A 19,799-nucleotide genomic window follows, 5' to 3' on the forward strand; every position below is an offset into this window, starting at 1 on the left:
TAACATAAAGTTCGGGTGCCACTGACATCTCTCGAATAAGGGATGTCAGCGTTTCTTTTAAAGAGCTCGCGTACAATTCCAATGACAAAACCTCCTCGTTTTTCAAGGGGCTTCGCCACATTTATTTAACTGCTTGTCAATACCTATTTCGCATTTTTGCGCAAAAAAAGAGCGGGCTATCTTTTCGATAACCTGCTCTTGTTCTTGATTTTGGACACTATGCCTTAACTAAATGACATTGGCCTAAGACCTCCCTCTCTTGCAATTCCTCCCTCGATCACAGGCGTCAAATTCGCTTCAGCAATCGGCTGATGGCCCGATCCGATTCTTTGAGTACCAGCGCTTTATCCACCGTTAAATGCATCCGATCTTCCATCACGATGGTGCCGTTAATGATCACCGTTTCGACGTCTCCCCGCGTCGCTGAGTACACAATGCGGGAATACAAATCGGTTTCATGCGCCGGATAGGTGTGAAAATCATTCAAATCCAGGAGAATCACATCCGCCTTTTTCCCTGGCTCGATGCTGCCGATTTCCTCCTCCATGCCCAGCACCTCGGCACCGCCCATCGTGGCCATGCGCAGCACCGTTTTGGCGTTCATCGACGTCGGTCCATGCTGCACCTTTTGCATATAGGCGGTTAAGCGCATTTCCTGAAACATATCGAGATTGTTATTGCACGGCGCGCCGTCCGCCCCCAGCCCGACCTGGATATGACGGCTTAACAAGTCCGGGACCTCCGCAATGCCGGAAGCCAGCTTCAGATTCGAGCCGGGGCAATGCGTGACCTTGACGCCCCGCTCGCGAATAATCCGCTTCTCCTCGTCATCCAACCAGATGCAGTGCGCCAAGATCAAATTCGGCTTCGCGAGTCCGATATGATCCAAATACACGACATTTCGCATGCCGCGTTCTCGTTCCACCAGCTCGATCTCACCGCGGTTTTCAGAAGCGTGCGTGTGCACCTTTACCCCATAATGCGCGGATAAATCCCTCACCTCAGTTAGCAGCGCTTCCGTACAAGACACCACAAACCGGGGACAAAACGCATAGCTGATCCTTCCGCCATCATGCCCATGCCATTGCTCCAGCAGCGCGACGCTTTCGTTCAAGGAAGCTTCGGTCTGCTCCAACAGCTCCTTCGGGACGCCCACCCCCTGATCCATCATCACCTTGCCCGACACCGCCCGGATGCCGCTCTCCGCCATAGCTCGAAACGCCGAAGCCGTATGATTCACCGTCTCCATGTCGAGAATCGTCGTCGTCCCGCTGCGGATCAGCTCTCCAATGCCCAGCAGCGCCGAGTAATAGACGGATTCCTCATCATGCGCCGCTTCCAGAGGCCAGATCCGCTTTTTCAGCCAATCGAGCAGCTCCATATCGTCCGCCCTTCCGCGGAACAGGGTTTGACAGAGATGGATATGCGTCTGCACAAAGCCCGGCATTAACACCCGGCCTTTCCCCGAAATTACCCGATCCGCTTGCGGCTCCATGAACTGTAAATCCGGCGCAACGTAAACGATCCGATCATCCTGAATCCACACATCACCTGTAAAAATATCATCCTCCGCGTTCATCGATACGATGTGCGCTTGCTTAATGTATAGCTTCGTCATGGGTGTATTCGGCCTCCTCCGCTTTGACGGCTCTGGCCGGTCTCCTTGCTAGAGCTAGGTTGCTTTCAGCATTCGCCGAAACAGGAAGACCAGCTTCAGCCGCAGCAAATCATTGATCGTCTTGTAATCGACCTGGAGCAGCTCACTGATTTTCTCCAGCCGATAGGCGGCGGTATTGCGATGAATGTATAACAGCTTCGCCGTTTCATTCACTTGCCCGTCGCTGTCGATGAACGTTTCAAGCGTACGCAGCATTTCGCCGGAATAGTCCGGATCCTTGCCGAGCAGCGGCTCCAGCACCTCGTTACAGAATACCCGCATGCGCTCCTCCGGCATGTGCTGGAACAAATAGGCCAATTCCACGGACTCAAACTGCACAATTGGATCGCTAAGCGCAAGACGCATAGCAAGCTTTTCCGTCTCTACGCACTCGCGGTAGGCATCCTGGAGCGCCTCGGGCTTACTTTTTTTATTGCTGACCGAAAGCCGCAGCACCGTCTCGCCGCCGCGACCGCTGATGACCCCCTTCACACACCGCTCGAGCAGCTCCGGCAGCTTGTTGTTCCCGGCGAAGGCATCGGCAGGGAAGAGCGACAGCACCCCCTCGTCAAGGTAAAAATGAATCACCTTCAAATCCTTCATCTCCGGGTGGTATTGAAGCTCCTCCCGAAGCTCACGCAGCAGCTTTTGCCCGACATTCCCGTGAAGCCCTTCCGCTACGGTCGCCAGCACGCATTGATATGGACCGCCCAGCATGGGGATACCCAGCTTCTCGGCGCCATCCAGAAGCGCATTGAGCGTGCCGCCCCCCTTCAAATACCGGGCCATCAGTGTGCCCAGATCATGCTGTACGGAATGCTCCATATACTCTTTATATATGAAGCCCATATGGTAAGAAATGATCTCCGCCGCCTGATGAAACAGCCCTTCTTCGACTTTTAGCACCTGCTCGGCCGGAGGGTAAAACAAGGCATAGCCGAGACACTCCTCCTTCTCGCCCAGAGGGATGCGATAATATCTCCCATCCTCGGTGTAAATCCACTGACTAACCTCCCGCCAGGGAAAGCCGCGCAAGAGCTGCGCCTCACTGAACGGTGTGGAATTGAAGACGAGCTGCCCTCGGGACCCGACCACTGCGATCGGGTAGCCGATAATGCCCAGAATCGTATGAAAAAGGCTGCTGAATGGATCCGGCTTCAATGCGAATTGCATGAGCTTCTTTTGTTTATCGAGGACAGAATGGAGCATTTTCGTGCTGCGCTGCAGCTCGGCGTGAAACAACCCGCTCATTTGATCGGAAAAGGTGAATTGAAACGGAAGCTCAATTAGAGGAAACGAGAGTCGATCGGCCTCTTCCAAGATAGGCTCCGGCACATCGGACCAGAAGCGGCCCAGCTTGATCCCAAGGCCTGCCGAGCCTCGTTCGTTCAGCTTACGCAGCAGATGGATCGCATCCGCCGGGCGGTCTTTGATCAAGTAGGCGGTGGTAAACAGCATTTCCCCATCCTTGATCCAGTCCGTAATATCGGGGGCATCCATCACGTTGACGGATTTCACGATCCGGCCGGTACCGGAACGTCCCGCTACGAGCTTCCCCTCAGACAGCGGATAAATCGATAACGCTTGTTCGACAGTCAGATGCATAGCCTCTCCCTCCCTGGTCTAGCGTGCACTTTCAATCGATGGTCGTATGGGATAGCTGCTAATCTTTCGTTATGTACATAATTGCGTGATGTTTTATTACATTATAAAACGAATCTTCGGATTCTTCAATACTTTTATGTTAGTTTTTATGACATTTAACGAACATTAAACATTCATTTTACTGTAATCTTATGGAATTCACACCCAAACACCCTTTTATACGCAAAAAAAGACCGGCTCCCCGATCAAGAGAAGACGATCTTCCATTCCTTATGAAGCCTTTCTATCCCTTGCAGCTTGCAGCCCGCTCGTGCTTCGGCGTTTAAACCAATACACCGTAAACCCCGTCGCTACCATTCCAAGGATGCCTGCAAAATAAAACCCGCTGCGCAGCCCGGCCCATTCATTCAGCCCACCGGCTAAGAACGGCCCGGCAAACATCCCCACCGCATACACCGCTTGGTAAAATCCCATGGCTGTAGCGCGCTTTTGCTGCGGAATGTGCTCAATCGAAAGGCCCAGCAGCAGAGGAAAATGCAGCCCCTGGAAAAACCCATTGAACGCCTGGGTTGCCACCAGCAGCGGATACGACGAGACCATCGAGATGGAGGCGGAACAGATGCTGCTCATCACGAAGCCGATCAACACCAAATTCCACGCACCAAACCGCGGCGCAAGCACCCGACCTGTAATGAAGGAGCTGATCGCATGCGGGAGCATAAACGCGAGTACAAGCCACGTCAGTCCCAGCTCATCCGCTCCCAACGTGAGCGCATAGGACGGGGTGAAGCCGAACATGGTGATAAACAGCACGCTGTGCGCCAGAATCGACAGCAAGGATACTTTCCAGAGCAGCCGATCGCGCATGACCGGCATCAGGTCGCTGAACTGCATCGGAAGCCGGTCCGACGCCCCCCGCGGCTCTTTTAGAAAAATGGCCAGCAGTACGCCAGCTAATCCCATCGCGCCTCCCGTCCAGAAGGTCGTGTTCCAGCCCCCGATCTTTACGAGAAAGCCGCTCAAGCTCATCCCGATCATCTGCCCTGCCGCGATCATAAGGCTAATCGTGCCCATCGCGCGGGTAGCCTGTCAGGGCCGATACATGCTCGCGTACATGACCGTATACGCCGACCAGGTGGATGCCCCGACGCCGGTCATAATGCGCCCCAGCAGCGCCCAGCCGACCTGCTCGCCGAAGACGAAGCAGACGCACCCGAGCGCAATCGTCAGCACGCCGAGCACGATGTAGGGCTTGCGCCGCTTCATCCGATCCGATGCGATTCCAATCGGCAGACGCAGCAAAATTTGTGTCAGGCCGTAGCTGCCCAGCACCACGCCCACCATGCTATAAGAAGCGCCGATATGCTCCAAGTACGGGGACAATACCGGCACGTACACGTACATCGAAGACCAGTACAGCAGGGTAACCAGTACAAAAATGGCATGATTCCCACGCCCTGCTGCCGGGGTCCGTTCCGCTAACGGATCATTCATGACAATGCTCCTCCGGCCCAAATTAAAATCCGTAAATCGTCATGCCGCCGTCTACGAACAGCGTTTGACCCGTGATATAGCTAGCTGCATCCGAGGACAGAAACACCACCGGCCCTACCAAATCCGGCAGCTCCCCGATTCGTTTCAGCGGGGTGCGCGCCAGCACTTCACTAACAAACTGCTCGTCCGCCAGCAGCTTTTCGGTTAGCGGCGTTTTGAAGTACCATGGCCCGATCGCATTGACACGAATGCCGAATTTCCCCCACTCCAGTGCTAAAATTTTGGTCATCTGGATCAAAGCAGCTTTGGTCGAGCCATATACGACTCCAGTCCGCAGAGCCATATGTCCGCCTACCGAGGAAATGTTAATGATCGATCCGCCGCCGCTTTCCTTCATGTGCGCTCCCAGCGTTTGCGACAATAGGAACGCTGATTTCAGGTTCGTCTGCATAATGGTTTCCCATTCTTCTTCCGTCACGTCCAGTGCGGGAGTGCGAATGTTCATCCCGGCATTGTTGATCAGGATGTCCACTTTACCCGCCCATGCGATCGCCTTCTCGGCCGAGCGGTGCAGCTGCTCCCGCGAAGTGATATCCGTAGGCAGCGCCAGCGCCTTGCGGCCTACTTTTTCAATCTCAGCGACCGTGCCGGCGAGATCACTTTCCGTACGCGCCAGCACGGCTACATCGGCCCCCGCTTCAGCCAGTCCGATCGCCAGCGCTTTACCGATCCCGCGGCCCGCGCCCGTGACCATCGCTTTCTTGCCTTCCAATCCGAATGATGGTAAAAACATGCTGTTCTCCTCCTTGGTCACCCAACTGCTATTTTGCCCAGACAAAAGCGCTGCCCTCCGTTTAGACGGAAGACAGCGACAGTGGATTGCTTTGCTGCTAATGCTAATTACAAGCTCATTTCCAAAATCGCCCGTACATCCTGCTCCGCCAGCTTCTTAAACGAGCCTACCGGGTGGAAGCGGACGGTTTCCTTCGCCATCTGATCCAGATGCTCTGCGCCAATGCCCAGATCGGCTAAACGCGCTGGCGCACCGATGCGGCTGAAATAATCCCGTGTCGCTTGAATGCCCGCCAAGGCAATCTCTTCGTCGGACTTGCCGTTCGGATCTACGCCCCACACTCGAACAGCGAATTGAACAAACCGGTCAATCCGCTCGCGATAAACGTATTTCATCCAGTTCGGGAATAGAATCGCCAGGCCCGCCGCATGCGCAATATCATAGATCGCGCTGACTTCATGCTCGATCATGTGCGTCGCCCAGTCATTCTGCATTCCGACGCTGATCATACCGCCGTTGAGCGCATATGTACCGCAGAGCATAATGTTCGCGCGCGCCGCATAGTTGGTCGGCTCCTTCAGCGCCAGCTCCGCATTCTCGATGACCGTTTGCAGTATGGATTCGCACAAACGCTCCTGCAGTGGAGTATCGGTAGTCAAGCTGAAGTACTGCTCGAACACGTGGGACATCATATCCACCGCGCCGTTGACGGTTTGATCCGCCGGTACCGTGTAGGTCAGCGTAGGGTCCAAAATCGAAAATTTCGGGTATGCGTAGATGCTTCCGAACGCTTTTTTCAGCTGATGCTCCCAGTCGGTAATGACCGCACTGCCGTTCATCTCGGAGCCGGTAGCCGACAGCGTAAGCACCGCTCCAAGCGGCAATGCGCCGCGAATTTCCGCTTTGCGCATCAAGAAATCCCACACGTCGCCTTCATAAGGAACGCCGACCGCGACCGCCTTCGCCGCATCGATGACACTGCCGCCGCCGACGGCCAAGATGAAATCGACATTTTCCGAACGGCACAGCTCGATGCCTTTGCGAACGGTGCTAACCCGCGGATTCGGCTCCACGCCTGGCAGCTCAACCACCTTCGCGCCGATTTCCTGAAGCTGCTTGATGACGCGGTCGTAGAGGCCGCTCTTTTTGATGCTGCCCCCGCCGTAGATGAGCAATACGCTTTTCGCGCCCACACTGGCTAGTTGCTGCCCCACGGTATCCGCCGTACCTTCACCGAATATAATTTGGGTCGGATTATAAAAACGAAACGAATTCATCGTTACCCTCCTGTATGGTTGAGACCAATTATTGACACAACGTACATTATACCCATCTGGCAGCGGAATGAAAATCACTGAAAAAAGCTACAGCTGCTTACCTGAAGGTAAGTAAGCTGACCCAAGTTCAAAGTTTATAGACTCTAGCTTCATACGGCCGCAGCATGAAGGATGGCTCCAGCTCCAGCGCCGCCGGTTCCACCTCATAGTTCCCGAGCAGCAGCTCTGCACCCTTTGCGGACAACGCATCAGGCCAGCGCATCGTCGTCACGTGCTCCGTGAAGTTGCATACGATCAGCAGCCTCTCGTCGCCAAGCTTACGGACATAGGCATAAATGCGCTCATCCTCCGGCATCAGCAGCTCATAGCTTCCATACACCGCGACCTCCTCCGCCTTACGGAGCGCAATCAGCCGCTTGTAATAATGGAGGATGGAATGAGGATCCGCCTCCTGACGTTCCACGTTAATCTGCTCATAATTCGGATTGACTTCGATCCATGGCTCATGGCTGGAAAAGCCGGCGTAGCGCTCACCAGACCACTGCATCGGGGTACGCGCATTGTCACGTCCTTGGGCATAGATCGCTTCGCGAATATCACGAAACGTCTTACCCACCGCGTCCGCCTCACGGTATAAATTCATAATCTCGACATCACGATACTGGTGGATCTCCTCGAACTGCACATTCGTCATGCCGATTTCCTGACCTTGATAAATGTAAGGCGTCCCTTGCATCAGCATGAAGCAGGTGGCGAGCATTTTCGCGGACGCGTCGTGATACTTGCCGTCATTTCCAAACCGAGAGACGGAACGCGGCACATCGTGGTTTTCAAGGAACAATGCGTTCCAGCCCCGCCCTTCAAGCCCAACCTGCCATTTGGATAAAATGTGCTTCAGCTCGGACAGCTTCCACTCGGGGTTATAATCCCACTTGCCGCCGGGGCCGTGATCCACCGACATGTGCTCGAACTGAAACATCATATTAAAGACACCGTTCGTCTCCCCGACGAAATCCTCGGCCTGATCCAGCTCCACGCCATTAGCCTCTCCGACCGTCATAATGTTGTAGTTGCGGAACGTCGTGTCGCGCAGCTCGCGCAAATAATCCAGAATTCCCTCCCGGTTACGATGTCCATCCCACGATGGAACAAACAGCTTCTTGTTCGGATTCGGTAGATCCGGCAGCCCCTTAATCTTCTTGATGTGCGTAATCGCATCGATGCGAAAGCCGTCGATCCCTTTATCCAGCCACCAGTTGATCATCTTGTACAGCTCGCCGCGTACCTCTTCATTTTCCCAGTTCAAATCCGGCTGCCTCGTGGAGAACAGATGCATGTAATATTCGCCGGTCTGCTTATCGAACTGCCAGGCGGAACCGCCGAAGATGGATTCCCAGTTGTTCGGCTCTCTCCCGTGGGGCTTTCCTGCTCTCCAAATGTAATAATCGCGTTTCGGATTGGTTTTGGAGCTGCGTGACTCCACGAACCAAGGATGCTCATCGGAGGTGTGGTTAATGACCAGGTCCATAATGATCCGAATTCCGCGGCGGTGCGCCTCAGCGAGCAGCTCGTCAAACTCGGCCATCGTGCCGAATTCCTCCATAATCGCGCAGTAATCGCTAATATCGTAGCCGTTGTCATCATTGGGCGATTGGTAGATCGGGCATATCCAGATCACATCGATCCCCAGCTCCTTCAAATAATCCAGCTTCCCTAGGATCCCCTTCAAATCGCCGACGCCGTCACCACTGCTATCCATAAAGCTGCGCGGATAAATTTGATACACGACGCTCTCTTTCCACCATACTTTGTTCATTGCGGTAATCTCCTCATTTTGGTTGATGAGGTATATGGTACCCAGTTGATGCCTTCGTCACAACCAACGCGGTTGACCAAATTGGTGGCGAATATTGCACCGCATATAAAAAAGCCCCGAGATCCGGCCTGCAAAGGCCAACCTCCGAGCTTCAATTCGGTTATTTCAATGCTTTATCAATGGCAAAATACTGCCCTGACCACGCCTTCTTCGCGGTCCAGTCGGCTTCGCCCTGCCAGAACGGATGCGCTGGCGAAAGGCCAAGCGGCAGGAATACTGCCGCACAAAGGTACAGGCTGCCGGTGGAAATATACCGCTCGCCCACCTCCGGCTGATCGCCGCAGAAGCCGATGCGCAGCCAGCCCTGCTCATCGAACGTGCCTGGCGCTTCGATCATCCGGCGGATAACGGCCGTAAGCGCGCAGCGCACCTGCGCAGGCTCAACGCCGTCCGGCAGACGCTCTTGCAGCGCCACTTGCGACAGCAGCTGGAACGCGCCGAAGCGGTAAGCGAGTGAGCGTCCGATCGCAGGGAACGTGCCTTCCGGCGAGATCAGGCGCTCCTGTATTTCCGCCTGACGGGTAGCTCTCTTCAGCGCCGGCTCGAGCTCCTGCTCCCAATCCAGCATCTTAGAGCCGATGGTTTGCAGAATGTCGACCATCATCGGCTGAATCACGAAGCTGTTATAGTAATCCCAATGAAATTCCGGACCGTCCCCGTAAGTTCCGTCGCCCAAATACCATTCGGTGTGCTTCTTAATCGCGTAATCGACGCGCATCGGATCCCAGTCTTCTTCGCCCATCACACAGAGCAGCGTCTCGGTCATCGCCGCAAACAACAGCCAGTTGTTATAGCCTGGCTTGCGAGTCCGCGTCGATTTTAAGCAAGCCGCCAAATTCCGCTTCACGCGGTCATCCAGCTTGTCCAGCAGCTCGCGAGGCGCACGAATGAGCGCATGCGACAGAAATGCCGCATCCACAATCGGCTGATGCCCATAAGAGAAATTCATAAAATCTGGAGAGCTTGGATCAGTCGCCGAATCAATCGCAGCTCTAGCCAGCTCTGCAAAGCGGCTGCGCTTCTCCTCTTCTTCGCCCTCGAGACCTTGCAGCTCGAGCCAAGGCGCCATCCCGCAAAGCAAACGCCCTAATGCTTCCAGGTACGTATAGTGGGGACGATCGTCCGTCTTGCCTTGCACCGGCATCGTTTCGCGAAGCTTGCGCTCACTGAGCGAGTGCAGCACAGGCTCGCCGATTCCGCACATCCAGTCCAGCCAATTTTTACGATCCAATACACCTTGATTCACGTCGGATGAAGTCCCCTCTCATAAATACAACCTATTTTTCCGTGGAAAATGGGTTGAAACGTTTAAACTAACATCTATTATACAACTATATTATTAAAATAGGGATGGTTTTTTTTCAGAAATTTGATAATATAAGTGAGGCATTTTTTTCATAATTTTTTCATTACACGAATTGAAGGAGTGTTTGGTCTTAATGCAACCTAGAGAAATTCAAATCGACGAACGGCCACCGCTGCTCCAGAGCATTCCGCTCAGCTTGCAGCACTTGTTCGCGATGTTCGGCTCCACCGTGCTAGTGCCCGTCTTATTCAAGGTGGATCCGGCGACCATCCTGCTCATGAACGGGATCGGTACTCTGCTTTATTTGCTGCTGTGCAAAGGAAAAATCCCTGCCTACTTGGGCTCCAGCTTTGCTTTTCTGTCCCCGGTATTTGCGGTGCTGGGCTCAGGCCAGCCCTATGAAGCGGCGCTCGGCGGCTTTATCGTCTCCGGCCTCATCTTCATCCTCGTCTCGCTGATTATCCGCTCGGCAGGAACGGGCTGGCTCGACGTCGTCTTCCCGCCCGCAGCCATGGGCGCGATTGTCGCCGTCATCGGCCTGGAGCTCGTACCGGTCGCCGCTGAGATGGCCGGCTTTATCAAGCCCGCTGCGGCAGCCGCCGATTGGAAGGTCGATACGCAAGCCGTTCTCGTCTCTTCCGTTACGCTGCTGGTTACTGTGGTCGGCTCGGTCGTCTTCCGCGGCTTCCTCAAAATCATTCCGATCCTCATCGGAATCGTATGCGGATACCTGCTGGCCTTTGCCCTGGGTCTCGTCAACTTCACCGCTGTAGCGGAGGCCAAATGGTTCGCGCTTCCGACCTTCTATACGCCGCAGCTGAACTGGTCGGCCATGGCCATCATCGCGCCGGCTGCGCTCGTCGTCATCGCCGAGCATATCGGCCACTTGATCGTCACCGGCAATATCGTGGGCCGTAACTTGTCCAAAGATCCAGGTCTCGATCGATCCTTACTGGGGAACGGAATCTCGACCATCATCTCCGGCTTTCTGGGCTCCACCCCAAACACCACCTACGGTGAAAACATCGGGGTCATGGCGATTTCCCGCGTCTACTCCGTCTGGGTCATCGGCGGTGCCGCCGTCATTGCCGTCGTGCTTTCCTTCTTGGGCAAGCTGGCCGCGCTCATCACGACGATCCCGACACCGGTTATGGGCGGCGTCTCGCTGCTCTTGTTCGGCGTCATCGCGGCCTCCGGCGTGCGCATGCTCGTTGAAACAAAGGTCGACTATTCCAAGGCATCCAACCTGATTTTGACCAGCATCGTGCTCGTGATCGGGATCAGCGGAGCGACGATTTCCATCGGTAGCTTCACCCTGAAAGGGATGGCGCTGGCCACCGTCATTGCGATCGTGCTCAGCTTATTCTTCAAAACCCTCGAGAAGCTGAAGCTTACGAGCGAATAGCATCAGCATTAGCAAAAAGACATGCCGTCATCCGCTGACGAGCATGTCTTCTTTCTTTACCCGAAAAAGCTTACATTTTCTCCAAAATCGAAAACAACACGCTATTCGCCGCTTTTTCCACGTGCACTTCAACGGAGTAGCTGCCAATGGCCACCGTCTGATTTTCAACCGCTGAACCGGCTTCCACCATGCCATACACACCGGTATACAGCTGCTTGAATTTGAGCGCGTCGTACCCGAACAAGGCGTTGGCGTACTTCTCCACCGCTTCCTGATTCCGGGCCAGCACCCCATCCCCCACATGGAGCGTAATGCCATAGGTGCGGTATTCCGGCTCGATCCACAGCGACGCTTCCTCCAAGCTTTCGCTAGATGGCACCGTACGACTAAGGTCCTTCGCCTTCGTGTCTCCGTCCCGGTATAGCTTCGCCGTTGTCTCCACCAGATCATAGTTCGTGCCTCTCAGCTTAGCCGCTTCACTCAGCACCGTGTAGGCGCTGGCCATCTTGGCGTTCGCGAACACCACCTTCTTATAGTGACCGTCCTTCGTCGGCACAATGACCTGCAGCTCCGGCTGGGTCTCCGTTACTGCTGTCGCGACCCGCTTGCTTTTATCGGTAATCCGATCGAGGATCGCCAGCGATTCCGCCCGCGTCACCTCTTGTCCGATCCCGAAATACCCGTTCGGATACCCTTCCATGATGCCCTTGCCGAACGCCTCCGCCACAAACCGCTGCTCTCTGGCCTTCGCGCTCAAGAAATCCCCGAGCTTGGCTGCACTCTTCATGCTCAGCGGCTCGTCCTCCAAATATTCCGTCTCTTTCACCGTATAATAGACGATCTCCGAAACCTGCTCGCGCTTCAGATTCGTTTTGAAATCGGCGAACTGGCTTTTGTTTATAAAATGCAGGTCGCTGGCCAGATCAATAAATGGCTTCGCCCAGTAGCCGGACAGACTCGCCTTAAAGTTGAAATCGCGGTAATCCTGCTGCAAAATACTGCGGTTCGCCGCACTAAGCGCCGAGGTAAATTCGCTCTTCCAGGCACGCTCGCCGTTCGGATACATTTTTGAATAAGACAATAACAGCATTTTCACAAATTGATCGGCAGTCACCGGGTCATTCGGTCGGAATGTCCCATCTGGAAATCCGTCCAGAATCCCTTGATCCACCAGCCGGTAAATCGTCGCTTCCGCCCAATGCCCTTTCACATCCGAAAACCGTTTTTGCTGCTCCTGCGCCTGCGCCGCCCCTGTCGGAATTGTGTTCCCGAACACCAAGAGGCAAGCCATGATCGTCCCCGCCACCTTGCGGGCCAAAACTGCACCTCGTGTGCTGACTCTACCCATTGCTTCAACCTCGCTTATGCTCTCATGTTGTGCCGTTTTTCAGCCATGGATAAGCATAAACGCTTTTGTAAGGCTTGAACATTGCCCTTCGTGCCTAAAATCGTTCGCTTTCCCGCCCTTGGTAAATTAGGGTAATAGTATCACCCGGGCACACAAAAACCCTGCTGTCAGTCGCATGGACTGATGCAGGGCATGTAGGTGTAACGATGCATACCGTTAGGTAAAAGCGTTCAAGCCGCCGTACTTGGAAATCGCCAGCAGCAGGTCCTTCATAATCGGTAAAATGAACTGCGCCGTCTCCAGCTTGAAAATGCCGCTGCGGTTATGCAGCTCCGCCTCCCGGACATAAATGCGGTAATGCTGCATGCCGGTGTGCAAATTCACAGTCTCGCTACCGGAGGCTTTCTGGCTGTTGAACCGGATCTTACGCGCGCCGATCGGCTCTTCATAAGGAGTAATGCTGACGATATCCTCCAGCTTGATGTGATAATTCGCATGCGGCTTCTGATACACCATTTCCTTGGTAGACACCGTCAAGCCAAAATCCTTCTTCTTATGGGAGATCTTGAGCTCGCCGTCGAGCCCTTTAATCTTGATAAAATTTTCGTTCATCGTATCTTCCTCCTCTGGGCTGTAGGGGCCGCAACTTCGGAATGACGTGTAAAAGACTTGTACGTAGTAGCATACCACAGATCGTTTAGGCAGCGCTATACGTTAATCCTAGACACTTCCCCGAGTGGGAGCAAGATGTTTAATGCCATTAATCGATTCGTTAAATGAGCGATTCCGCCCCATCGATAAACAATTCGGTACCCGTAATATGGCTGGACGCACTTGAAGCAAGGAAAGCAACCAAATCCGCTACCTGCTCAGGCTGGCCTGGGGCATGCTCTAATGGCTGGCTGCCTTCGGGATAAGTCACTGGAATTTTAATCTTGCTCAGCTCCGGCGTAGGGTGCGTATTCTCTCCAATGTTCGTTTGGATCGAGCCCGGACAAATGACGTTGACGCGGATTTTGTACTGTGCAAGCTCCAGCGCCGCCATTTTGGCAAAAGCGACCTGCCCCGCCTTCGACGTACTGTACGCGGACATGCCGAAATTGGAAAATACCCGGCTGCCATTGATCGAGCTGGTAATGACGATGCTGCCACCCTGCTGCTTCATGTGTGGGATGGCGTATTTTACGCACAAGAATGTGCCCTTCAGATTGATGGCCAGAGTCTGATCCCAATCCTCCGGCTTCATATCCTCAATCGGCGACAATACGCCATTAATGCCCGCATTGGCAAACAGCATATCGATCCGTCCCCACTGACGGGCTGCTGCATCGATCGCTTCCTTCACCCGATTCGCATCGGCCACGTCGACATCGGCGGTCATCACCTGCGCCTTCAGCTCATGAAGCTCCTTCTCGACCTGATCTCTGCGCTCGTCCTTCAAATCGACCAAACAGAGCTTCATCCCCTGCTGCGCTAGCCCGATCGCCGCCGCTCGACCAATTCCTGATGCGGCCCCCGTGACCACGGCCACTTTATCTTTCAACTCCGGCAGCAAAATCCGGCTTTTGGGTGCGGTTAACAGTGTCATCAAGCTTCGTTCCCCTCTTAGAAAATGTTTCGAAACCAAGCTTATTTTGGCTATCCGCCGGGCACAATATGTGACAAACTTCCATAGGTTAGTGTTCAAGTCCCGTTTATGCTACAATACAAAAATTGAACAAATGTACATTTTCGTTGTGGGAGGCATTATCACAGTTATGTTGATCATCGGCATCGCAGGCGGTACAGGCTCAGGCAAAACTACGGTGGCGCGCTCCGTCATCGACCGGCTCGGTTCGGGCAAGGTTACGTTTATTTCTCAAGACAATTACTATAAAGATCATTCGCATCTGTCGATCACCGAGCGCGAAACAATCAATTACGATCATCCGCTGGCGTTCGACAACGAGCTGCTGCTCATGAATTTGAAGCAATTGAAGCAAAAGCAAATCGTGCAAGCGCCGGTCTACGAGTTCGCGGTACACGCCCGTTCCACGGAACGATCCATCGAGCTGAAGCCGAATAAAATCGTCATTATCGAGGGGCTGCATGTGCTATCGGACGAGCATTTGCGGGACATTCTGGATATCAAGGTATTCGTCGATACGGACCCGGATGTGCGCATTCTTCGTCGAGTTCTGCGCGACATTCACGAGCGGGGACGGTCGATTCAATCGGTCTACGACCAGTATTTATCGACGGTGAAGCCAATGCACGAAGCATTCATCGAGCCCTCCAAAAAGTATGCCGACCTGATCATCCCCGAGGGCGGGCACAACGAAGTCGGCATTCAGCTGCTGTCCATCCTAACAGAAAAATATTTAATGGCATAAATGATTCATATCATAAATAAAAAGCAGCCCCGGTCGGATGCATGCATCTCGCCGGATGGCTGCTTTTTTACTTGGTTTAGTTGCTTTCCGTTTCCTTTGCTGCCGCTGCAGCCGATTGGACTACGGCAAGTCCAGAGGCAGAGGCACTGGTTCGGTGCGTCAAACCCTTCACCAGCTTCTCCACATCGATGCCGCTGACGCTCTTCAGCATTTCCGGCGCCGTCGCCATGAGCGACGTGACGTAATTGCTGACGCGTGCCGCGCCTTCGCCCAGCCCCGTATCGACCACCGTCAGCTTGTCGATCGCTTGGATCGGCTCGGCAATTTTGCCGGCCAGCTCCGGCAGCATCTTCACGATGATGTCGAGCACCGCGGCTTCGCCGAACTTCTCGAACGCCTCGGCAAGCTTCTGCTTCGCCTCCGCTTCCGCCAAGCCGCGCAGCCGGATAACCTCCGCCTCGGCCGTCCCTTTCGCCCGCTCGGCGTCCGCGACCGCCTGCCCTTCTAGCCGCTTCTGCTCCGCCATCGCCTTCGCTTCCGCTTCGATCCGGTACTGCATCGCGTCGGCTTGTGTAATCTGCTTCGCTTTTTCCGCCTGCGCCGCTTGCTCGACCGAGTACCGGTCCGCATCCGCCTTCTTCTTCACCTCGGCGTCATACTGTTTCTCGCGGCGCAAGATTTCTTTCGCCTCGAGATCGATCTCGCGCTCCTTGCGGACAAGCTCTACGCGCATCTGCTCCTCCACCACGCTCTGCTTCGCCCGCGCTTCTTGGATATGATACGCCTGATCCGCCTCCGCACGCGCCGTATCCTGATCCCGCTTGAACGCGGCGACCTTCAGCTCCTTCTCCTTGGCTGCCTCGGCAATGTTTGTGTCGCGTAGAAGCTCGGCTTTCTGGCCTTCCTCCTCCGCCTGCGCCTTCTGAATCCGCGCATCGCGCACCGCCTGCGCTTCGGCGATTTCCGCATCGCGCTTCACAGCAGCGATCCGCGGCTTCCCAAGCGCATCCAGGTACCCGTGCTTATCGCGCAAGTCCTTGATCGTGAAGGACACGATCTGCAGCCCCATTTTTTTCAAATCCTTCGCCGCGACACCTTGCACTTCCTGAGCAAATTTATCCCGGTTTCGGTATACCTCTTCCACGGTCATTGAGCCGAGAATTGCCCGAAGGTGGCCTTCAAGCACTTCCTGCGCCTCACCTTTTAGAGCTTCGGTCGGCTTCCCCATAAACTGCTCAGCCGCTGTAGCCACATCCTCCACTGCGCCGCCGATTTTGATAATCGCTACGCCGTCAGCCATAACTGGCACCCCTTGCTCGGTATATACCTCCGGGGTAGATACATCCAGCTTCAACGACAGCAAGGAGATGAACTCGGCCTGCTGAAACACCGGAAGAATGAACGAGCCGCCACCGCGGACGATTTTTATTTTGCGTCCCGTGTCGTCGGTAAGTACATTTCGGGCTCCCAGAAACGATCCGGTCACGATCATCGCCTCATCTGGACTTACCGTCTTATATCGGGCCCAAAAGGCCAAGCCCAACACGACGATTACGCCAACCACAATACCTGGAATCACTAACGCATCGCTAATCATCATCCCCAACCGCTCCTTTGCTATTTACTTTCCTCTTCCCAGCGGGTCACCAGCAGCGTCCCTTCCTTCACTTCCACCGTGACGACCCGGCACCCCGCTTCAACGGGAACGCCATCGAAGCTTTGCGCGATCTGGTTGGTCACACTGCCGCCGATTCGTACCAGTACCTCACCGCACCCTCGGGCCGGAATCGGTACAGAGACCTCACCCATGCGCCCAACCAAGTCCTGCATCGAGAACGCGACCGAATTTTCACTGGCTTGCATCGGCTTCACATAGAAGTAGAAGATCACGACCGCCGTGCCTACGGCCACAAGCAGGGATAATACCAATACCGCGGACGGCATCATCTCGGTGTACTTGGTGAGCATTGCTCCTGTTCCGCCAAGCACCGTAATCCCGCTGAACAGCACCATCGGCTGCAGCCAGTGATGGGTATCGCCGGACATGAAATCGAACATGCCATGCATCGCATTGCTGAGCACGTCGCCGAACACCACGGTCACCAGCGCGAACAAAACCCCGGTGATCAACAGCCCCCAGTAAAGCTCCAACATCCTGAGCACCTCCAGCCTCGCTTGGCATCGATTCAAAAGTTAATACGCGAATGACCAAGCTGAAGTTGCATTATTTTCCAGTTTTTCTCCAAATGATGACAATTGCTAAATTTCTGAGCATAAAGAAATACCGTCGGGAAAGATTTCCGGACGGTCATTTACTGTGCAACTCCATACTTTAGCAGTTGGAAGGAATAGGTTTGGGTTACTGCGCTATAGCTTCAACCTCATCGTAATCGACGTGCCTTCCATACCGACTTGCACGAATCCGAGCCTAGTATATAGCGTACTGCTGGGTTCCGTGGATCGACACTTAACGATAACGCGGGAATATTCCTACTAATAGCACATCCTGCTCCGAAATCAGCCGAATCCGAATATTGTTCATCCTTCTACTTCTCCTTCAAAGCCAGCATTTGATACACCTCGCGCGAGTCACCCTTCAGCGTCACTTGGCTGTTGCGCATCTGCGAGGAGCCGTCGCCATCGAGAAAGATGCCGTCCACGAGCCGCTTCGGCGCGATCACTTCCTTCACCGCGGTGCGGAATTGCTCTACCGTACAGGGCTTGTCCGAGACGAGCAGCCAAATGTTCATCTGATCATCGTACACCGCCCCCGAGCGCAGCCTCGCCTCATCAAAGGCCGGCATGTTCTCGTCGATCGCCTGACTCACCCACTTGTTCTCATCCCGCAGCGACATGCTCACCCCGCCCTGCGCCCAGTAGTGCTGCCGATCAGTCACCTTCAGCTCCCCAGCCTCAATCACCACTTGAACGGAAAAGCTGCGGGTCACTTCATCCCACACCAGTGTCCCCTTCGGGAAGTCAATATTATACCAGCCGGAGCCATAATCTCCTGCGTCACCTTTTAGCGGCTTATCCCCGATGACAGCCACACTGAGCAAATCTCCGTTCCAGAAAAAGCCCCCGTTAATCCCGTAATCGGACGTTTTCGACACATTGGTCGTAATATGCTTCAGCTCAATATTATCCGGCGACGTCTGCATCGCATTAAGCTTCACCCCATTGGAAGCGACGAAAGTGGAGTAGCTGTAATGCTCGACAATTGGAAGAGGCCTCGGGGTCGTCCAATAAACGGACAAAACAACGGCAATCAGATTCCCCATTAAAAAGCTCGCAACCACTAGCTGCAAATAACGGGTGTCGATCAGCTGCAGACGGTTTCGAATCACGGCGTACATGGCACATCCCCATTTCCAAAATGGAAGTCTTGTAATCTATGCTATGCGGTCGTGCAAATTGATATGATTATAGAACTTTCGATAATATTTATCTTTATAGAATATAAATTATTATAAATTTACTTTATCAAGATCCGGACATATGATAATAATAAAACAGATCCTTCGATGGAGGTTGAAACGAAATGGCTAAAGTAACGGGTTTAGAAGGTGTAGTAGCAGCCGAAACGGATATCAGCTTAGTGGATGGCGAGAATGGACATTTGATTTATAGGGGCTTTTGGGCAAAAGAGCTGGCGATCACCTCCACCTTCGAGGAAGTGGCGTACTTACTCTGGTATGGCCAACTGCCGAATACTGCCGAGCTTGAAGCCTTCAAAGGGCAATGGGTTGCCGACCGCTGCCTACCTGAGCATGTATTGAGCCTCCTCAAGCTGCTGCCGCGTGAAACACCTCTTATGAGCGTGCTGCAAACCGCCGTATCGGCCATGTCCGAGTCGCAATACAGCTGGCCGCCTTCAGTTGAGCAAGCACTAAAAATAACCGCTGTGCTGCCCATCATCGTCGCCTATCGCTACCGATTGGAAAACGGCCTTCCGCTCATAGAGCCACTCAACCAGCTTGATCATGCCGCGAATTATCTGTACATGCTAACAGGAGTCATTCCCGAAGCTGCGCATGTTAAAGCATTGACCGCCTACTTGATTCTCGGCATGGAGCATGGAATGAATGCTTCGACCTTTGCCGGCCGCGTCGTTTCCTCCACGCAAAGCGATCTTATCTCTGCCCTTACGGCGGCGATCGGTGCGATGAAAGGCCCGCTCCATGGGGGTGCGCCGACCGAGGTCATTGCCATGCTGGATGCCATTGGGAATAAGGAACAGGCGGAAGATTGGATCAGATCAACGCTGGAGCAAGGCGGGAGATTGATGGGGTTCGGACATCGGGTATACAAAACCGTAGACCCTCGGGCGGAAGCGCTGCGTCAAGTGACCGCCAGACTGTCCTCCGAGGACCCGTGGTTTGAGCTGGCGATTCATGTGGAAGCTGCAGCCATAAAGCTGTTGGATGAGTATAAGCCCGGCAGACGGCTGTATACGAACGTCGAATTTTTCGCTGCAGCGATCATGCGTGCCATCGGTCTGCCTTCGGCTTTATTTACACCAACGTTCAGCATTGCGCGTGTTGTAGGCTGGTCTGCCCATGTGCTGGAGCAAGCCGCGATCAATCGGATTTTCCGTCCGCAGTCGGTTTACACCGGTCCCATGCCCACTGAGCAAGTGAGTAAATAAGCATGCAAAACGTTTCGC

Annotated in this window: 15 protein-coding genes and 1 pseudogene; 3 read left to right on the top strand and 13 right to left on the bottom strand. The window is 54.2% G+C overall.

Features of this window, described 5'->3' with window-relative positions; translation table 11 throughout:
• Nucleotides 1-286: 286 nt before the first annotated feature.
• The 7 genes and pseudogenes from FPZ49_RS09730 to FPZ49_RS09760 all read right to left on the bottom strand — a co-directional run bounded on the left by FPZ49_RS09730 (nucleotide 287) and on the right by FPZ49_RS09760 (nucleotide 9,948).
• Nucleotides 287-1,618: a 5'-deoxyadenosine deaminase gene (locus tag FPZ49_RS09730; RefSeq protein ID WP_144845979.1), complete on the bottom strand. Its 1,332-nt coding sequence runs from the start codon at nucleotides 1,616-1,618 to the stop codon at nucleotides 287-289.
• 54 nt (nucleotides 1,619-1,672) lie between these two features.
• Complete coding sequence (locus FPZ49_RS09735; RefSeq protein ID WP_144845981.1) at nucleotides 1,673-3,262, bottom strand: PucR family transcriptional regulator; 1,590 nt, start codon at nucleotides 3,260-3,262, stop codon at nucleotides 1,673-1,675.
• 270 nt (nucleotides 3,263-3,532) lie between these two features.
• A pseudogene (locus FPZ49_RS09740) lies at nucleotides 3,533-4,756 on the bottom strand (MFS transporter).
• Nucleotides 4,757-4,778: 22 nt separating this feature from the next.
• Entirely contained in the window at nucleotides 4,779-5,549 is a 771-nt protein-coding gene (locus FPZ49_RS09745) for an SDR family NAD(P)-dependent oxidoreductase (protein ID WP_144845983.1), read from the bottom strand.
• Nucleotides 5,550-5,656: 107 nt separating this feature from the next.
• A complete protein-coding gene (locus FPZ49_RS09750; RefSeq protein ID WP_144845985.1) occupies nucleotides 5,657-6,826 on the bottom strand; it encodes an iron-containing alcohol dehydrogenase in 1,170 nt (389 codons plus the stop codon).
• A gap of 127 nt (nucleotides 6,827-6,953) precedes the next feature.
• A complete protein-coding gene (locus FPZ49_RS09755; protein ID WP_144845987.1) occupies nucleotides 6,954-8,642 on the bottom strand; it encodes a glycoside hydrolase family 13 protein in 1,689 nt (562 codons plus the stop codon).
• Nucleotides 8,643-8,802: 160 nt separating this feature from the next.
• The gene (locus FPZ49_RS09760) at nucleotides 8,803-9,948 is read right to left on the bottom strand and encodes a DUF2264 domain-containing protein (RefSeq protein ID WP_144845989.1); all 1,146 of its coding nucleotides are present in this window, start codon (nucleotides 9,946-9,948) and stop codon (nucleotides 8,803-8,805) included.
• A gap of 193 nt (nucleotides 9,949-10,141) precedes the next feature.
• Here FPZ49_RS09760 and uraA point away from each other — a divergent pair, with 193 nt between their 5' ends.
• Nucleotides 10,142-11,413, top strand: a complete 1,272-nt coding sequence (gene uraA, locus FPZ49_RS09765; protein ID WP_144845991.1) for a uracil permease — start codon at nucleotides 10,142-10,144, stop codon at nucleotides 11,411-11,413.
• A gap of 70 nt (nucleotides 11,414-11,483) precedes the next feature.
• Here uraA and FPZ49_RS09770 read toward each other — a convergent pair whose 3' ends face one another.
• The 3 genes from FPZ49_RS09770 to FPZ49_RS09780 all read right to left on the bottom strand — a co-directional run bounded on the left by FPZ49_RS09770 (nucleotide 11,484) and on the right by FPZ49_RS09780 (nucleotide 14,349).
• A complete protein-coding gene (locus FPZ49_RS09770; protein ID WP_144845993.1) occupies nucleotides 11,484-12,761 on the bottom strand; it encodes an S-layer homology domain-containing protein in 1,278 nt (425 codons plus the stop codon).
• A 216-nt stretch (nucleotides 12,762-12,977) separates the two neighbouring features.
• Nucleotides 12,978-13,373, bottom strand: coding sequence for a hypothetical protein (locus FPZ49_RS09775; RefSeq protein WP_144845996.1), 396 nt, complete (start codon nucleotides 13,371-13,373; stop codon nucleotides 12,978-12,980).
• Between the two features lie 160 nt (nucleotides 13,374-13,533).
• A complete protein-coding gene (locus FPZ49_RS09780; protein ID WP_144846272.1) occupies nucleotides 13,534-14,349 on the bottom strand; it encodes an SDR family oxidoreductase in 816 nt (271 codons plus the stop codon).
• Between the two features lie 169 nt (nucleotides 14,350-14,518).
• Here FPZ49_RS09780 and udk point away from each other — a divergent pair, with 169 nt between their 5' ends.
• Entirely contained in the window at nucleotides 14,519-15,133 is a 615-nt protein-coding gene (udk, locus tag FPZ49_RS09785) for a uridine kinase (RefSeq protein ID WP_144845998.1), read from the top strand.
• 76 nt (nucleotides 15,134-15,209) lie between these two features.
• Here the strand turns inward: udk and FPZ49_RS09790 are convergent, their stop codons facing one another.
• The 3 genes from FPZ49_RS09790 to FPZ49_RS09800 form a co-directional block, all read right to left on the bottom strand.
• Nucleotides 15,210-16,733: a flotillin family protein gene (locus tag FPZ49_RS09790; RefSeq protein WP_315899168.1), complete on the bottom strand. Its 1,524-nt coding sequence runs from the start codon at nucleotides 16,731-16,733 to the stop codon at nucleotides 15,210-15,212.
• A gap of 17 nt (nucleotides 16,734-16,750) precedes the next feature.
• Nucleotides 16,751-17,287: a protease gene (locus FPZ49_RS09795; RefSeq protein ID WP_144846000.1), complete on the bottom strand. Its 537-nt coding sequence runs from the start codon at nucleotides 17,285-17,287 to the stop codon at nucleotides 16,751-16,753.
• Between the two features lie 392 nt (nucleotides 17,288-17,679).
• The gene (locus FPZ49_RS09800) at nucleotides 17,680-18,489 is read right to left on the bottom strand and encodes a hypothetical protein (protein ID WP_144846002.1); all 810 of its coding nucleotides are present in this window, start codon (nucleotides 18,487-18,489) and stop codon (nucleotides 17,680-17,682) included.
• A 185-nt stretch (nucleotides 18,490-18,674) separates the two neighbouring features.
• Here FPZ49_RS09800 and FPZ49_RS09805 point away from each other — a divergent pair, with 185 nt between their 5' ends.
• Nucleotides 18,675-19,781: a citrate synthase/methylcitrate synthase gene (locus FPZ49_RS09805; RefSeq protein ID WP_144846004.1), complete on the top strand. Its 1,107-nt coding sequence runs from the start codon at nucleotides 18,675-18,677 to the stop codon at nucleotides 19,779-19,781.
• Nucleotides 19,782-19,799 lie beyond the last annotated feature (18 nt).

Source organism: Paenibacillus cremeus (assembly GCF_007786445.1).
Taxonomy (GTDB): Bacteria; Bacillota; Bacilli; order Paenibacillales; family NBRC-103111; genus Paenibacillus_G; species Paenibacillus_G cremeus.

Bases quoted from the DNA above. Each gene is read 5' to 3' on its own strand.
- FPZ49_RS09730 (WP_144845979.1), bottom strand. From the start codon at position 1,618: ATGACGAAGCTATACATTAAGCAAGCGCACATCGTATCGATGAACGCG.
- FPZ49_RS09735 (WP_144845981.1), bottom strand. From the start codon at position 3,262: ATGCATCTGACTGTCGAACAAGCGTTATCGATTTATCCGCTGTCTGAG.
- FPZ49_RS09745 (WP_144845983.1), bottom strand. From the start codon at position 5,549: ATGTTTTTACCATCATTCGGATTGGAAGGCAAGAAAGCGATGGTCACG.
- FPZ49_RS09750 (WP_144845985.1), bottom strand. From the start codon at position 6,826: ATGAATTCGTTTCGTTTTTATAATCCGACCCAAATTATATTCGGTGAA.
- FPZ49_RS09755 (WP_144845987.1), bottom strand. From the start codon at position 8,642: ATGAACAAAGTATGGTGGAAAGAGAGCGTCGTGTATCAAATTTATCCG.
- uraA (WP_144845991.1), top strand. From the start codon at position 10,142: ATGCAACCTAGAGAAATTCAAATCGACGAACGGCCACCGCTGCTCCAG.
- FPZ49_RS09770 (WP_144845993.1), bottom strand. From the start codon at position 12,761: ATGGGTAGAGTCAGCACACGAGGTGCAGTTTTGGCCCGCAAGGTGGCG.
- FPZ49_RS09775 (WP_144845996.1), bottom strand. From the start codon at position 13,373: ATGAACGAAAATTTTATCAAGATTAAAGGGCTCGACGGCGAGCTCAAG.
- FPZ49_RS09780 (WP_144846272.1), bottom strand. From the start codon at position 14,349: ATGACACTGTTAACCGCACCCAAAAGCCGGATTTTGCTGCCGGAGTTG.
- udk (WP_144845998.1), top strand. From the start codon at position 14,519: ATGTTGATCATCGGCATCGCAGGCGGTACAGGCTCAGGCAAAACTACG.
- FPZ49_RS09790 (WP_315899168.1), bottom strand. From the start codon at position 16,733: ATGATGATTAGCGATGCGTTAGTGATTCCAGGTATTGTGGTTGGCGTA.
- FPZ49_RS09795 (WP_144846000.1), bottom strand. From the start codon at position 17,287: ATGTTGGAGCTTTACTGGGGGCTGTTGATCACCGGGGTTTTGTTCGCG.
- FPZ49_RS09800 (WP_144846002.1), bottom strand. From the start codon at position 18,489: ATGTACGCCGTGATTCGAAACCGTCTGCAGCTGATCGACACCCGTTAT.
- FPZ49_RS09805 (WP_144846004.1), top strand. From the start codon at position 18,675: ATGGCTAAAGTAACGGGTTTAGAAGGTGTAGTAGCAGCCGAAACGGAT.